The sequence below is a fragment of the Streptacidiphilus jeojiense genome (genome assembly GCF_000719095.1).
Lineage (GTDB): Bacteria > Actinomycetota > Actinomycetes > Streptomycetales > Streptomycetaceae > Streptacidiphilus > Streptacidiphilus jeojiensis.
In genome coordinates this window covers 26,044-40,949 of record NZ_JOEH01000033.1, presented here as the reverse complement: position 1 = coordinate 40,949, position 14,906 = coordinate 26,044, and the positions used below count along the sequence as shown (strand labels likewise).

General features: G+C 70.6%; 16 protein-coding genes. 15 read left to right on the top strand and 1 reads right to left on the bottom strand.

The genetic code is table 11. The annotated features are described in order from the left end of the window. Window positions 1–123: 123 nt before the first annotated feature. The 3 genes from ffh (at window position 124) to ftsH (ending at window position 4,237) form a co-directional block, all read left to right on the top strand. On the top strand, window positions 124–1,674 hold the full coding sequence (gene ffh / locus IF29_RS0134720) for a signal recognition particle protein (protein ID WP_030263878.1): 1,551 nt from the start codon (window positions 124–126) through the stop codon (window positions 1,672–1,674). Window positions 1,675–1,750: 76 nt separating this feature from the next. Beyond that, window positions 1,751–2,269, top strand: coding sequence for a GNAT family N-acetyltransferase (locus tag IF29_RS0134715; protein ID WP_232242718.1), 519 nt, complete (start codon window positions 1,751–1,753; stop codon window positions 2,267–2,269). A gap of 60 nt (window positions 2,270–2,329) precedes the next feature. Continuing rightward, entirely contained in the window at window positions 2,330–4,237 is a 1,908-nt protein-coding gene (gene ftsH / locus IF29_RS0134710) for an ATP-dependent zinc metalloprotease FtsH (protein WP_030263873.1), read from the top strand. 182 nt (window positions 4,238–4,419) lie between these two features. Here ftsH and IF29_RS0134705 read toward each other — a convergent pair whose 3' ends face one another. After that, on the bottom strand, window positions 4,420–5,250 hold the full coding sequence (locus IF29_RS0134705) for a class I SAM-dependent methyltransferase (RefSeq protein WP_030263871.1): 831 nt from the start codon (window positions 5,248–5,250) through the stop codon (window positions 4,420–4,422). A gap of 239 nt (window positions 5,251–5,489) precedes the next feature. Between IF29_RS0134705 and proS the strand changes: the two genes are divergently transcribed. The 12 genes from proS (at window position 5,490) to IF29_RS0134645 (ending at window position 14,894) form a co-directional block, all read left to right on the top strand. Beyond that, window positions 5,490–6,902, top strand: coding sequence for a proline--tRNA ligase (proS, locus tag IF29_RS0134700; protein WP_030263869.1), 1,413 nt, complete (start codon window positions 5,490–5,492; stop codon window positions 6,900–6,902). Between the two features lie 333 nt (window positions 6,903–7,235). Next, window positions 7,236–7,841, top strand: a complete 606-nt coding sequence (locus IF29_RS0134695) for a hypothetical protein (protein ID WP_030263866.1) — start codon at window positions 7,236–7,238, stop codon at window positions 7,839–7,841. A gap of 198 nt (window positions 7,842–8,039) precedes the next feature. After that, on the top strand, window positions 8,040–8,483 hold the full coding sequence (rpsP, locus tag IF29_RS0134690; RefSeq protein WP_030263863.1) for a 30S ribosomal protein S16: 444 nt from the start codon (window positions 8,040–8,042) through the stop codon (window positions 8,481–8,483). Between the two features lie 2 nt (window positions 8,484–8,485). Then, window positions 8,486–8,725: an RNA-binding protein gene (locus tag IF29_RS0134685; RefSeq protein ID WP_030263860.1), complete on the top strand. Its 240-nt coding sequence runs from the start codon at window positions 8,486–8,488 to the stop codon at window positions 8,723–8,725. A 96-nt stretch (window positions 8,726–8,821) separates the two neighbouring features. Further along, on the top strand, window positions 8,822–9,379 hold the full coding sequence (gene rimM, locus IF29_RS0134680) for a ribosome maturation factor RimM (RefSeq protein WP_030263858.1): 558 nt from the start codon (window positions 8,822–8,824) through the stop codon (window positions 9,377–9,379). Between the two features lie 10 nt (window positions 9,380–9,389). Beyond that, on the top strand, window positions 9,390–10,214 hold the full coding sequence (gene trmD, locus IF29_RS0134675; RefSeq protein WP_030263855.1) for a tRNA (guanosine(37)-N1)-methyltransferase TrmD: 825 nt from the start codon (window positions 9,390–9,392) through the stop codon (window positions 10,212–10,214). Window positions 10,215–10,375: 161 nt separating this feature from the next. Next, window positions 10,376–10,726, top strand: coding sequence for a 50S ribosomal protein L19 (rplS, locus tag IF29_RS0134670; RefSeq protein WP_030263853.1), 351 nt, complete (start codon window positions 10,376–10,378; stop codon window positions 10,724–10,726). A gap of 38 nt (window positions 10,727–10,764) precedes the next feature. Next, window positions 10,765–11,487, top strand: coding sequence for a signal peptidase I (lepB, locus tag IF29_RS0134665; protein WP_030263850.1), 723 nt, complete (start codon window positions 10,765–10,767; stop codon window positions 11,485–11,487). Further along, on the top strand, window positions 11,471–12,406 hold the full coding sequence (gene lepB, locus IF29_RS0134660) for a signal peptidase I (RefSeq protein WP_051726422.1): 936 nt from the start codon (window positions 11,471–11,473) through the stop codon (window positions 12,404–12,406). The genes lepB (IF29_RS0134665) and lepB (IF29_RS0134660) overlap by 17 nt, the downstream gene beginning before the upstream one ends. Before the next feature lie 158 nt (window positions 12,407–12,564). Then, window positions 12,565–13,491: a signal peptidase I gene (gene lepB, locus IF29_RS0134655; RefSeq protein ID WP_380524863.1), complete on the top strand. Its 927-nt coding sequence runs from the start codon at window positions 12,565–12,567 to the stop codon at window positions 13,489–13,491. Between the two features lie 132 nt (window positions 13,492–13,623). After that, window positions 13,624–14,358: a signal peptidase I gene (gene lepB / locus IF29_RS0134650; protein WP_030263842.1), complete on the top strand. Its 735-nt coding sequence runs from the start codon at window positions 13,624–13,626 to the stop codon at window positions 14,356–14,358. 26 nt (window positions 14,359–14,384) lie between these two features. After that, a complete protein-coding gene (locus IF29_RS0134645; RefSeq protein WP_380524872.1) occupies window positions 14,385–14,894 on the top strand; it encodes an NUDIX hydrolase in 510 nt (169 codons plus the stop codon). The last annotated feature ends 12 nt before the right edge of the window (window positions 14,895–14,906 follow it).

Sequence of the window (14,906 nt, the reverse complement as noted above, 5' to 3'; positions counted from 1 at the left end):
ACCCGGGGTCGCCGGCCGTCGCGAACCGGTTCCCGTCGGCCGAGGCCGAGGAGTGCGCGCGGGCGGATACCCTGGGGGGCGACGACTCCATCCGTTCCCGAGCCACGAGGACCCGCGACCGACGTGTTCGATACCCTTTCCGACCGCCTCGCAGCGACGTTCAAGAACCTCCGCGGCAAGGGACGCCTGTCCGAGGCGGACATCGACGCCACCTGCCGGGAGATCCGCATCGCCCTGCTGGAGGCGGACGTCGCGCTGCCCGCGGTGCGCGCGTTCATCAAGCAGGTCAAGGAGCGGGCCCTCGGCGCCGAGGTCTCCGGTGCGCTGAACCCCGCCCAGCAGGTCATCAAGATCGTCAACGACGAGCTGGTCAACATCCTCGGCGGGGAGACCCGTCGGCTGCGCTACGCCAAGTCCGGCCCGACCGTGATCATGCTCGCCGGCCTCCAGGGTGCCGGTAAGACCACCCTGGCCGGAAAGCTGGGCCACTGGCTCAAGGAGCAGAAGCACACCCCGCTGCTGGTCGCCTGCGACCTGCAGCGCCCCAACGCGGTCACCCAGCTGAGCGTGGTGGCCGAGCGGGCCGGTGTCGCGATCTACGCGCCGGAGCCGGGCAACGGCGTGGGCGACCCGGTCAAGGTCGCCAAGGACTCCATCGAGTTCGCCAAGCAGAAGCAGTACGACGTGGTCATCGTCGACACCGCCGGCCGCCTGGGCATCGACGCCGAGCTGATGCAGCAGGCCGCGGACATCCGCGCCGCGGTCAACCCGGACGAGGTCCTGTTCGTCGTCGACGCCATGATCGGCCAGGACGCGGTCACCACCGCCCAGGCCTTCCTGGAGGGCGTCGACTTCACCGGCGTCGTGCTCTCCAAGCTGGACGGCGACGCCCGCGGCGGCGCGGCCCTCTCGGTGGCGCACCTCACCGGCCGTCAGATCATGTTCGCCTCCAACGGCGAGAAGCTGACCGACTTCGACGCCTTCCACCCCGACCGGATGGCCTCGCGCATCCTCGGCATGGGCGACATCCTCAGCCTGATCGAGCAGGCCGAGAAGACCTTCAGCCAGGACGAGGCCGCCAAGATGGCCTCCAAGCTGGCCAGCAAGGGCGGCAAGGAGTTCGGCCTCGGCGACTTCCTGTCCCAGCTGGAGCAGGTCTCCAAGATGGGCTCGCTGTCCAAGCTGCTCGGGATGATGCCCGGCATGGGGCAGATGCGGGACCAGATCAACAACATCGACGACCGGGACGTCGCCCGGGTCGGCGCGATCATCAAGTCGATGACCCCGGCCGAGCGGGACGACCCCAAGCTGATCAACGGCTCCCGCCGGGCCCGTATCGCCAAGGGCTCCGGGGTGCACGTCTCCGAGGTCAGCAGCCTGGTCGAGCGCTTCTTCGAGGCCCGCAAGATGATGTCGGCGATGGCCGGCGGCAAGGGCATCCCCGGGATGCCGGGCATGCCCGGCATGGGCGGCGGCGGGGCCCGCAAGGCCAAGCAGCAGAAGCAGGCCAAGGGCAGGAAGCAGAGCGGCAACCCGCTGAAGCGGGCGGCCGAGCAGAAGGCGGCGCTGGAGCGCAAGGCCGCAGGACCGCAGGAAGGGGCCGCCTTCGGCCCCGGTGCGGCGAAGCTGCCGGACAACTTCGAGCTGCCCAAGGAGTTCAAGGACCTGCTGTAGTCGGCTCTGCTCCCTGTACGGACTCTCTGTGGGGAACGGGCTCGGGGCCCCGCCCGGATGCGCGATGATGTTGTGCATGCGAGTGGAGATCCGAGCCCCCCGACTGTCCGACGCGGCCGTCTACGCCGCGGCCGTCCGCCGCTCCGCCGAGCACGTCGGCCGCTGGAACCCGGTCGAGCCGGACGGCCTGGTCGACCTGGTGCGGCGTCAGGGGGAGGGGCTGCGCACCTTCCTCTTCTTCGACACCGAGGACGGCGGGCTGGCCGGCAGCTGCAATGTCGCCAACATCGTCAAGGGCCGCTTCTGCAACGCGAGCCTCGGCTACAACGCCTACCTCCCCTACAACGGCAGCGGCCGTACCACCGAGGGGATGCGGCTGGTGGTGGACCGCTGCTTCGCGCCGGAGAGCGCGGGCGGCCTGGGGCTGCACCGGCTGGAGATCAACGTCCAGCCCGAGAACGAGCCGTCGATCCGGATGGCCAAGCGGCTCGGCTTCCGCCACGAGGGCTACACCCCGCGGATGCTCTTCCTCCAGGACGCCTGGCGCGACCACGAGCGCTTCGCGATGACGGCCGAGGAGTGGCCCGGTATCTAACGGGGGATCAACGCTCAGCTGCGGTGGTGACCGGCCCGATATGTCCATAACATCCAAAATGTGACTACTCCTGTGCCGCCCCGTCAGAACCCCGACGAGATCTGGCGTTCCGAAGGGGCGCCCCCGCCGCCCCCGCCCCGGCGCAAGCGCACCGGCGGCGGCTGGGTCAGCATGGTGCTCACCGCGGTGGTGGTGTTCCTGCTGGTCGACACCCTGCTCAGCATCTTCGGCAGCGGCGGCAGCACCAATGTCACCTACACCGAGTTCAGCAAGCAGCTGAACGCGGGCCATGTCTCCGAGATCTACGCCAAGGGCGACAGCATCCAGGGCAAGCTCAAGGAGGCCCAGCCCAAGCCCGACGGCGGCAAGGGCAGCTACACCGAGTTCACCACCCAGCGGCCGGTCTTCGCCGACGACGGCCTCTGGTCCACGCTGACCAAGCAGGGCGTCACCGTCGACGCCGAGCCGGTGGTCCAGGAGCGCAGCTTCCTCGCCAACCTGCTGATCTCGCTGGCCCCGATGCTGCTCCTGGTGGTGCTGTGGATCTTCATCGCCCGCAGGATGGGCGGCGGCGGGATGGGCGCGCTGGCCAGGAAGGCCCCGCCGAAGCCGGTCACCGCGGAGCCCGGGAGCAGGCGCACCAGCTTCGACGACGTGGCCGGCATCGACGAGGTCAAGGCCGAGCTCACCGAGGTGGTCGACTTCCTGAAGCGGCCGCAGGAGTACCGGGCGATGGGCGCCAAGATGCCCGGCGGGGTGCTGCTGGCCGGTCCGCCCGGCACCGGCAAGACCCTGCTGGCCCGGGCCGTCGCCGGCGAGGCCGGGGTGCCCTTCTTCTCCGCCTCGGCCTCCGAGTTCATCGAGATGATCGTCGGCGTCGGCGCCTCCCGGGTCCGCGAGCTCTTCGCCGAGGCCCGCAAGGTCGCCCCGGCGATCATCTTCATCGACGAGATCGACACCATCGGCCGGGCCCGCGGCGGCGGCAACGCCATGGGCGGCCATGACGAACGCGAGCAGACGCTCAACCAGATCCTCACCGAGATGGACGGGTTCTCCGGTTCCGAGGGCGTCGTGGTGCTGGCGGCCACCAACCGGGCCGAGGTGCTCGACAAGGCGCTGCTGCGCCCCGGCCGGTTCGACCGCACCGTGGTGGTCAGCCCGCCCGACCGGGACGGGCGCGAGGCCATCCTGAAGATCCACACCAGGGAGATCCCGCTCGCCGACGACGTCGACCTGGAGCAGGTCGCCAGGACCACCCCGGGCATGACCGGCGCGGAGCTGGCCAACCTGGCCAACGAGGCGGCGCTGCTCGCGGTCAAGCACAAGGCGAAGGAGGTCAGCGCCGGGGACTTCTCCGAGGCCCTGGAGAAGGTGCAGCTGGGCGCGGTCCGAGCGCTGGTGATGCCGGACGAGGAGCGCCGCCGCACGGCCTACCACGAGTCCGGGCACGCGCTGCTCGGCATGCTGCAGCCGGGTGCCGACCCGGTCCGCAAGATCACCATCGTGCCCCGGGGCCGGGCCCTCGGCGTCACCCTGTCCACCCCCGACGCCGACCGCTACGCCTACACCGAGGAGTACCTGCGCGGCCGGATCATCGGGGCGCTCGGCGGGATGGCCGCCGAGCAGGTGGTCTACGGGGTGATCACCACCGGTGCCGAGAGCGACCTGGAGCAGGTCACCAACATCGCCCGCGGCATGGCCGGACGCTGGGGCATGAGCAGCGTGGTCGGCCGGCTCACCGCGATCCCGAGCGACAGCCAGGGCGCCTACGGCCTCTCCGCGGCCCCGGCGACCCTGGACGCCGTCGACGGTGAGGCCCGCCGCATCGTCGCCGAGTGCTACGAGGAGGCCTGCCACAAGCTCGCCGAGCACCGCACCAGGCTGGACGCCCTAGCCGACGCCCTGATGGAGCACGAGACCCTCGACGAGGAAGCCGCCTACCGAGCCGCCGAAATGCCCCGCACCTGATCACCCGGCAGAACCTCAGGGGCGCGAGGAACTGCGCGACCAACCACGCACCCAGGTGCACCTGACGCGGACAGCCACCGTGCAGGCACCCCAGGGGCGCGAGGAACTGCGCGACCAACCACGCACCACCCGCACGCTCCGACGCACCGACCGCACGCCCCGACGCACCGCTCCCCGAGCCCCTACCGAACCCGCTCCGCCACCGTGTACCGGAACACATTCAGCATCCGCACCGACCCGTCCCCCCGCCGGTACGGGTGCAACGCCTCCACGACCTCCTTCTCCACCTGCCGCAGCCCGGAGTAGTCCGCCGCCGCATCGAAGACGCCCATCGACAGCAGCCCCCGCACCGCACTCTCCAGGTCCGGATAGGCGAACGGGCACAGCACCCGCCCGCCGCCGCCCAGGCGAAGCCCGGCCCGTGCCACCATCCGCTCTACCGCGCCCGGCTCGCTCAGCGCGAACGGCGCGTACGGCGCCCGCCGCAGCGGATCGGCCAACCGCCGTGCCACCCGCAGGACTCCCGCGCTCTCGCACCGCTCCGGCGGGCCCCAGGTGGCCAGCGCCACATGCCCCCCGGGCAGGGTGAGCCGGGCCGCGTCGCGGACCAGCGCCAGCGGATCGGCCGTGCAGGAGAGGTGCTCGAAGGCCGTCACCAGGGAGTGCGCCGACGGCTGCGTCCCGGCCTGCCCCTCCGGGGCGAGGTCCCGGTAGACGTCGCTCATCACCCGCAGCGAGCGGTCCTGGGCCAGCGAGCGCAACTCGGCCTCGGGTTCCAGGCCGACCACCTCGGCTCCCCGTCCGGCGGCCAGCAGCAGTGCCAGCCCCGAGCGGCAGCCGAGGCCGAGCACACTGGTCGCGGGCCCCACTTCCAGCCGCTCGTACACCGCCTCGTACAGCGGCACGAGCATGCGTTCCTGGATCTCCGCCCAGTCCCGTGCCCGCTGCCGTGCCCGGGTGCGCTCCGGCACCGGGCCGTTCGCCACGCCACTCGCCACTGATACGGAAGCCATCATCCAGGCTCCTTCGATCGGGCCTGTCGCGGGGCGTGAGGGTCGCCCCGCGCTTGGTCGCGCCGGGAGCCTGGGCGATCAGGCGATGATGATCACTCACAGTCTCCGGCTGACTACAGCCAACTCCGCCGAGGCCCCGGAGTCCAGAGCGCGCGGGTATTGACTCCGAGATTCCCTCACTTACCTCCGGGCGCCCTCGGGATTACGGGTCAAGCCCGTGCGACCCGTACGATTCGCCCATGGCAAAGGCTCCCGTTCTCACACCCCAGGCGGACGATTTTCCCCGCTGGTACCAGGATCTGATCAACAAGGCCGAGCTGGCCGACAACGGTCCGGTGCGCGGCACCATGGTCATCCGACCGTACGGCTACGCGCTGTGGGAGCGGATGCAGCAGGAGATGGACGCGCGCATCAAGAAGGCGGGCGCGCAGAACGCCTACTTCCCGATGTTCATCCCGCAGTCCTACCTCACCCGCGAGGCCGAGCACGTCGAGGGCTTCGCGCCCGAGCTCGCCGTGGTCACCCACGGCGGCGGCAAGGAGCTCGACGAACCGGTCGTGGTCCGGCCCACCTCCGAGACGATCATCAACGAGTACTTCTCGAAGTGGGTGCAGAGCCACCGCGACCTCCCGCTGCTGATCAACCAGTGGGCCAACGTGGTCCGCTGGGAGCTGCGGCCCCGGGTCTTCCTGCGCACCACCGAGTTCCTCTGGCAGGAGGGCCACACCGCCCACGCCACCTACGAGGACGCCCGCGCGTACGCCTCGCACATCCACACCGAGGTCTACGGCGACTTCATGACCAACGTCCTCGGCATCGACGTGGTGCTGGGCCGCAAGACCGCCAAGGAGCGCTTCGCCGGCGCGATCAACACGCTGACCCTCGAGTCGATGATGGGCGACGGCAAGGCGCTGCAGATGGGCACCAGCCACGAGCTGGGCCAGAACTTCGCCAAGGCGTTCAACACCCAGTACCTGTCCAACGGCTCCGAGCGGGAGTACGTCTGGCAGACCTCCTGGGGCACCTCGACCCGGATGGTCGGCGGCCTGATCATGTCCCACGGCGACGACAACGGCCTGCGGGTCCCGCCGCGGCTGGCGGCCACCCAGGTGGTCGTGCTGGCGATCAAGGGCGACGACGCGGTCATCGCCAAGGTCCGCGAGATCGGAGCGGCCCTGGAGGCCGCCGGGGTCCGCGTGGTCGTGGACGACCGCACCGATACCCCGTTCGGCCGCCGCGCGGTGGACTGGGAGCTCAAGGGCGTCCCGGTCCGCATCGAGGTCGGCCCGCGCGACCTGGAGAGCGGGACGGCGATGCTGGCCCGGCGCATCCCCGGCGGCAAGGAGCCGGTCTCGGTGGACGCCCTGGCGGCGCTGGTCCCCGGCATCCTGGAGGAGGACCAGGCGCTGCTGCTGCGCCAGTCCCGCGAGCGCCGCGAGTCCCGCACCGTCGAGGTGAAGAACATCGAGGAGGCGGCCGAGGCGGCCGCCACCGGCTGGGGCCGGATCTCCTGGGCCGAGCTCGGCCCCGAGGGCGAGCGCAAGCTGGCCGAGCAGGGCGTGTCGGTGCGCTGCATCGTCGCCGAGGACGGCTCGGTGCCGGACGCCGACGACCAGCCGGGCAACGTCGCCATCGTGGCCCGGGCCTACTGAGCACTGCCCGAGACGCTGCCCGGGACGGTTCCCGAGGCGCCGCCCGAGACAGCACCTGACGTACCGGGCGGAGAGCGCTTCGTCTCGCCTGTTGAGATTCGGGCAAGTCAATTTACGTAGTCCGACCGGTCCGCCGCTTCCCCGCGAAGTGGCGGACCGGCTTTTCACTTCTGTATGTCCTCGCTCAAGTTCCCTCTCTGACCAGCAAGATGACAATCCGTCAGGGATCCGGTGCGGACCGCGCTCGGAGCGCTCCCAAGCCGGTGACCCAGCCGTGTCCTGGAGAAACCGCATTCGCCGGAACATCGAGGGGCTCTCCCTCGTTGGCGTTGCGTGAGCACGACACAACAACCACTGGTCCTCGCGGCCGAGCTGGCCCTCGCCTGGGGCGACATCCAGCGCCACCACTCCGACCTGCCCAGTCTCGCGGCCCCGGAATCGCTCATCGGCGAATCCTCTTCGGCCTGCGGCACTGAACTGGGCTTTGAGCGACTGCTCCACGAGGCCGCCCACGGCCTGGCCGCCGCGCGCGGCATCCGCGACACCTCGCGGGCAGGGCGCTACCACAACCGCCGTTTCCTGGCCCTCGCCGATGAGCTGGGCCTGGACCACACCGCGGATCCCCATCCCAGCAGCGGCTTCTCGCTGGTCACGATGCGGCCGGAGACGCGTGAGCAGTACGCCGGCACCATCGAGCGGCTGCAGCTCGCCCTCGGCGCCCACGCCGCCGCGACCAGCGGTCCGGTGCTGGACCGGGCCCGCAACTTCCGCGGCCCCGCCACCAGGCACGGCTCCTCCGGGGGCGGCGTGCGGGTGAAGGCGGTCTGCGACTGCGGGCGCAACGTCCGGGTGGTGCCGTCGGTCCTGGCCCAGGCCTCGATCGTCTGCGGCGCCTGCGGCCAGCCGTTCCGGATCGCCGACGTCGCACCCCGGGGCTGAGGCTTCCGTACGTAGCTGCGGGCGGCACCGGCGGTAAGCCGGTCCGCCGCGCTATGGCACAATGGACAGCTGAGTACTCGGCAGCCGAGCAGGACCCCTCTCTCCTCCGGCTGACGTGTCCGTCGAGCAGCCAGCAGCCGCAACCCCACGTGGAATGCGCGGCTGCTCACCCACGTCAAATCCAGGAGAACCACTCCCGTGGCAGTCAAGATCAAGCTGAAGCGTCTCGGTAAGATTCGCTCCCCGCACTACCGCATCGTCGTCGCCGACGCCCGCACCAAGCGTGACGGTCGCGCGATCGAGGAGATCGGCATCTACCAGCCGACCTACGACCCCTCGATCATCAAGGTCGACAGCGAGCGCGCGCAGTACTGGCTGGGTGTCGGCGCGCAGCCGACCGAGGCCGTGCTCGCGATCCTCAAGCTGACCGGTGACTGGCAGCAGTTCAAGGGCCTGCCGGCCCCGGCGCCGCTCAAGGTCGCCGAGCCCAAGGTCACCGACTTCTCGCACCTGTTCGCGAAGGCCGTCGCCGGCTTCGAGGACTCCACCACCGGTGTGGCCATCACCCCGAAGGCCAAGAAGTCGGACAAGAAGGACGAGGCCGCCGCCGAGTCCGACGCTGCTCCGGCCACCGAGTCCTGATCATGCTCGAGGAAGCCCTCGAGCACCTGGTGAAGGGCATCGTCGAGAATCCGGACGAGGTCCAGGTGCGTTCGCGTGAACTGCGCCGGGGCCGCATCCTCGAGGTGCGGGTGCACCCCGAGGACCTCGGCAAGGTCATCGGCCGGGGCGGCCGTACCGCGCGTGCTCTGCGCACCGTGGTCACCGCCCTCGGCGGTCGCAGCGTCCGCGTCGACCTGGTCGACGTCGACGGCGTGCGCTAGGCACAGGGCACCACTCGGGGCCGGTCAGGACATCGTCCTGACCGGCCCCGAGCCTTTTCCACCGACAATCCGCAGTTCCAAACAGGAGATCGCACCGTGCAGCTCGTCGTCGGCCGGATCGGCCGTGCCCATGGCATCAAGGGCCAGGTAACGGTGGAGGTACGCACCGACGAGCCGGACCTGCGGCTCGCCCCCGGCGCCGTGCTGCTGACCGAGCCGGCCACGGCCGGACCGCTCACCGTGGCGGACGGCCGCTACCACAGCGGTCGGCTGCTGCTCAGCTTCAAGGGCGTCAACGACCGCAACGGGGCCGAGGCGCTGCGCGGCACCATGCTGATCGCCGAGATCGACCCCGAGGACCGTCCGGACGACCCGGAGGAGTACTACGACCACCAGCTGATCGGCCTGGCCGTGGTGCTCGCCGACGGCACTCCGGTCGGCGAGCTGACCGAGATCGCGCACCTGCCCTCGCAGGAGCTGCTGAGCGTGCAGCGGCCGGACGGCTCCGAGGTGCTGGTGCCCTTCGTCACCGAGATCGTCCCCGAGATCGACATGGAACGGCGGCGGATCGTGCTCACCCCGCCCCCGGGTCTGATCGACACCGACCAGGCCGAGGTCGCCTCCGCCCGCGACGACGCCGAAGCCTCCGAGTAGGGCGACCGCCGTGCGCATCGACGTGGTCACGATCTTCCCCGAGTACCTCGAACCGCTGAACGTCTCCCTGGTCGGCAAGGCCCGCGCCAGCGGCCGGCTGGACGTGCGGCTGCACGGGCTGCGCGAGCACACCAGCGACGTGCACCGCACTGTCGACGACTCCCCGTACGGGGGCGGCCCCGGCATGGTGATGAAGCCGGAGCCCTGGGCGGCCGCCCTGGAGGGCGTCGTGGCCTCGGCCGGCCCCGAGGACGGCGCCGTGCCGACCCTGGTGGTGCCGACCCCCAGCGGCCGTCCCTTCACCCAGGAGCTGGCCCAGGAGCTGGCCGGACGCCCCTGGCTGGCCTTCGCCCCGGCCCGCTACGAGGGCATCGACCGCCGGGTGATCGAGGAGGCCGCCGAGACCATGCCGGTGGTCGAGGTCTCCATCGGCGACTACGTGCTGGCCGGCGGCGAGGTCGCGGTGCTGGTGATCGTGGAGGCGGTGGCCCGGCTGCTGCCCGGGGTCCTCGGCAACGCCGAGTCGCACCAGGACGACTCCTTCGCACCGGGGCGGATGACCGACCTGCTGGAGGGCCCGGTGTACACCAAGCCCGCCGAGTGGCGCGGTCGGGAGGTCCCCGAGGTGCTGCTCAGCGGCAACCACGGGAAGATCGCCCGCTGGCGCCGGGAGCAGGCCTTCGCCCGCACCCTGGCGATGCGTCCGGACCTGGTGGAGCGCTGGCGGCGCGACGGCATGGACAAGCACGACCTGCGGGCGCTGGAGGAGATGGGCCTGCGCTGGAGCGAGTCCGACGGCCGATTTCTCCGCACCCCCGACGGTGTGGAACAATAGGCGATTGCTGCCTGTCCTCGGCCGGCCCGCGACCCAACCGTCGCAGTAGCCGGCACGGTGCCCCTGCCACGGGGGAGACACCGCCAACCGAGCGGCACACAGCGCAACCATTTCACACGATTTCCGTGGGTGGCCCGTGGCGCCTGCGATGGAGACACATCATGAGCAACCTGCTCACCGCTGTCGACGCGGCTTCGCTGCGCACCGACATCCCCGCGTTCCGCGCCGGTGACACCGTCAACGTGCACGTCCGCGTCATCGAGGGCAACCGCTCCCGTGTCCAGCAGTTCAAGGGCGTCGTCATCCGCCGCCAGGGCGACGGCATCCGCGAGACCTTCACGGTCCGCAAGGTCAGCTTCAACGTCGGTGTCGAGCGCACCTTCCCGGTGCACACCCCGATCGTCGAGAAGATCGAGGTCGTGACCCGTGGCGCCGTCCGTCGCGCCAAGCTGTACTACCTCCGTGACCTGCGCGGCAAGGCCGCGAAGATCAAGGAGAAGCGCGACCGCTGAGTCTCCTTCATACCGCGGTGCCTTAGGCTGCTGCGGCGATGGAAACCCAAGAAGCACCCGAGGACCGCGACTGCTCCTCCGAACCCGAGGGTTCGGAGGCCCGGCCGCGGTCCTCTGCTGTGCGCGGAGTGCTGCGGGACGTGGCCCTGCTGGCGGTGGTCTGCGCCGTGGTGCTGTTCCTGGTGAACATGTTCGTGGCCCAGCCGTTCGGGATTCCCAGCGGTTCGATGGAGGGCACCCTGCGGATCGGTGACCGGGTGATCGTCGACAAGGCGGTATACCGCTTCGGCAGCCCGCAGCGCGGCGACGTGGTGGTGTTCGACGGCCGCGGCTCCTTCATCGACGACGGGGCGTCCGGCAGCGGCGACGCCAACGGCGACGACTTCGTGAAGCGGGTGATCGGTGTCGGCGGCGACACCGTGACCTGCTGCGACAGTAAGGGGCGGCTGAGCGTCGACGGAGTGCCGCTGGACGAGAGCGGCTACCTCTACCCGGGTGACGCCCCGTCACAGGTGCCGTTCTCGATCAAGGTGCCGGCCGGGCGGCTGTTCGTCCTGGGCGACCACCGGTCCGACTCCAGCGACTCGCGGGACCATCTCGGCGACCCCGGCGGCGGGTTCGTTCCTGTCGACAAAGTGATCGGAAGGGTCGACTGGGTGGTCCTCCCGGTCGGACACTGGCGTTCGGTGGACCGTCCCGCGGCGTTCGCGACGCTGGCGTCGGAACTGCGGAAGGGCGCCGGTCATGGGCAGCAGGGGTAAGAACAAGGCACCGAGGGTCGAGACGGCCCCCGCCGGAGCTGCGGGTGGCAACCGCGCGGAGCGGGGGCGGGCGGAGCGCCGTCGCGCCGCCAAGCGCGCCAAGCGCCGCCGGAAGCGCTCGCTGCTGCGCGAGATACCCCTGATCATCGTGGTGGCCCTGGTGATAACCCTGGCCCTGCAGACCTTCTTCGTGCAGGTGTTCTCGATCCCCTCGGGATCGATGCAGACCACCATCGGGATCGGCGACCGGGTGGTCGTCAACAAGCTCTCACCCTGGTTCGGGGCCAAGCCGCAGCGCGGCGAGGTGGTGGTCTTCAAGGACCCCGACAACTGGCTGAAGGACGACCCGGTCCCCAAGAGCGGACCGGTGCTGACCGCGGTGAAGAACGTGTTCACCTTCGTCGGCCTGCTGCCCTCGGACCGGGACCTGATCAAGCGGGTCATCGGCGTCCCGGGCGACACCGTCGCCTGCTGCGACACCAAGGGCCGGGTGACCGTCAACGGCACCGCGCTGGACGAGCCCTACGTCTTCGCCGGTGAGGTCCCCTCCCGGATCGCCTTCAAGGTGACCGTCCCGGCCGGCAAGCTCTGGGTGATGGGCGACCACCGGGACATCTCGGCGGACTCGCGCTACCACCTGTCCGATCCGGACGGGGGGTTCGTCCCGGAATCCGACGTGGTGGGCCGCGCCGTCGCGGTGATCTGGCCGATCTCGCACTGGCGGAGCCTGCCGGTGCAGTCGTTCCCGGTGGCGTCCCCGACCGCGGCGGCCCCCGCGTCAGATCAAAGTCTTCGTCAAGTATCGTCCGCAGCAGCGTCCGGACCGCTTCCTGGGGAACTTCCGCTCGTTATGGGTTTGGCTGCGACTGTGCCCCGCTTCCCGGGACGCCGCCGCAGTCGCACCCGGCCCGAGCGGTGACGGGTTCGGTTCAGCGACACGCGTGGGCGCGACCCGCCCGCCTGGCGACATGAGGAGACGACGTGGGGGAGCCGGTCTTGCCCGAAGGACCACTGGGGATCGGTGCCCGCGCGGGTGTCGGCGAGCCCAAGGATTCGGCGGCCACTACCGTTGGGTCCGTGGACGACACCGGACGTGGAGACGCGGGCAGCGATCAGACCGCAGGAGCGGCGGACCCCCACGGGGACGGCGCGGACGATTTCTTGGAGAACGGGACACAGGGAGAGCCCGGGCCGCTCAAGGCGGGCAAGCAGAAGAAGCAGCGCTCCTTCTGGAAGGAGCTGCCGATCCTGATCGTGGTCGCGCTGGTCCTGGCCCTGCTCATCAAGACCTTCCTGGTGCAGGCCTTCTCCATCCCCTCGGGGTCCATGGAGAACACCCTGCGGATCAACGACCGGGTGCTGGTGGACAAGCTCACCCCGCACTTCGGCAGCAAGCCCTCACGCGGCGAGGTCGTCGTCTTCCACGACCCCGGCAACTGGCTCTCCGACGAGCCGTCACAGCAGCAGAGCAGCAACTCGCTGGTGCGCGGGATCCAGGACGTCTTCAGCTGGATCGGCCTGATGCCGTCCGCCAATGAGAAGGACCTGATCAAGCGGGTCATCGCGGTCGGCGGAGACACCGTCAGCTGCCAGGGCACCGGGCCGGTGTACGTCAACGGCAAGGCCCTGGTCGAGCCGTACATCTATCCCGGCGCCACCCCGTGCGGCGACAAGAACTTCGGCCCACTGAAGGTCCCCGCCAACTCCATCTGGGTGATGGGCGACCACCGCAACGACTCGCTGGACTCCCGGTACCACATGGACGAGCCGGGCGGCGGCTCGGTGCCCGACTCCGACGTCGTCGGCCGTGCCTTCACCATCGCCTGGCCGATCTCGCACTGGGCGACCCTGCCCATCCCGTCCACCTTCAGCCAGTCCGGGATCAGCACCCAGGCCGGCGCCCTGCTGGTGAACGAGCCGGCCGTGGCCGGACTGATCGGCGCCGTCCCGCTCACCTACCTGCAGCGCCGGATCCGGCTGCGCCGGCGCCGCGGTCAGGATTGATCGCCGGCAGCCCTTGCGAAGGCCGCGGTACCGACCAGTAATCTGCTGGGACGTCCTGCGGCCTTCCGCTTGTACGGGTGCGGTACGGGTGCCGTGCCGGTGGTTCGGGCAACGAGGCTGGGGAGCGGCGAGATGGCGGTACGGCGACTGCGGGTCGACGGAGTGCTGCAGGGCATCGGGATAGCCGTCGGCCTGCTGGCGCTGGTCGGCGGATTCGTCCTGCTGGCGGTCCAGTACCGGCCGTACTCGGTCCCCACCGACTCGATGGCGCCGACGGTGCATCCCGGGGACACCGTGCTGGCCCACCCGGTCAAGGGCAGCCAGGTCGGCCGCGGCGACATCATCGTCTTCAGCGACCCGGTCTGGGGCACCTCGGCGATGGTCAAGCGGGTGATCGGGGTCGGCGGCGACACCGTCGCCTGCTGCGACTCGGCCGGGCGCACCACGGTCAACGGGAAGCCGGTCACCGAGTCCTACGTCAACACCTCCAGTTCGAGCGCGGTGCTGCTGGGGGACAAGCCGTTCAGCGCCAAGGTCCCGGCCGGCCGGCTGTTCCTGATGGGCGACAACCGCTCGGTCTCGCTGGACTCGCGCTCGCATCTGGAGATCACCGAGGGGACCATCCCGGAGTCCGAGGTCAAGGCCAGGGTCGAGGGCACCGTCTGGCCGCTGTCGACGGCCAGGACCATCGGCCGCACCAGCGCCTTCGACGCGGTGCCGGGGCCGGCCGCCACCGCCCACGGCCCGCTGCCGGAACTGGAGTGGACGATCATCGGGGGCGCCGCACTGGTGTTGCTGAGCGCGGCGGCGGGTACGGTCGTGGCACAGTTGCGGAAGCGGTCCGCCAAGAGGGGCCGCAGCTCCTGACCGTACGGAGGTGACCGGTGGCGGTGCTGCGCCGAAGGGCGGCCCGGGTGCTGCTGCTGGACCCTGCCGAAAGGATCCTGCTGCTGCACGGCTTCGACCCGCTGGTGCCGGGACGCACCTGGTGGTTCACCCCCGGCGGCGGAGTGGAGGGCGAGGAGGAACTCGCCGACGCCGCCCGTCGCGAGGTCGCCGAGGAGACCGGGATCACCGGCATCGCGCTGGGACCGCTGGTGGCCCGCCGCGCCAGCGTCTTCAGCTTCGACGGACGCAGCTTCGACCAGGACGAGTGGTACTACCTGGCCAGGACCGGCACCACGGCGCTGGACGCCTCCGGCCAGACCGAGCTGGAGCTGCGCACCGTCGACGAGATGCGGTGGTGGTCGCTGCCGGAACTGCTGGCCAGCACCGAGACCGTCTACCCGGAGGGCCTGGGGTCGCTGCTGGCCTCACTGCTCGCCGCAGGGCCGCCGGACCGTCCGGTCCGGCTCCCGTGTCCCACCCCGTGGTCCACAATGGACGAACATACGCACAGCTGAGGGGAACGTGGG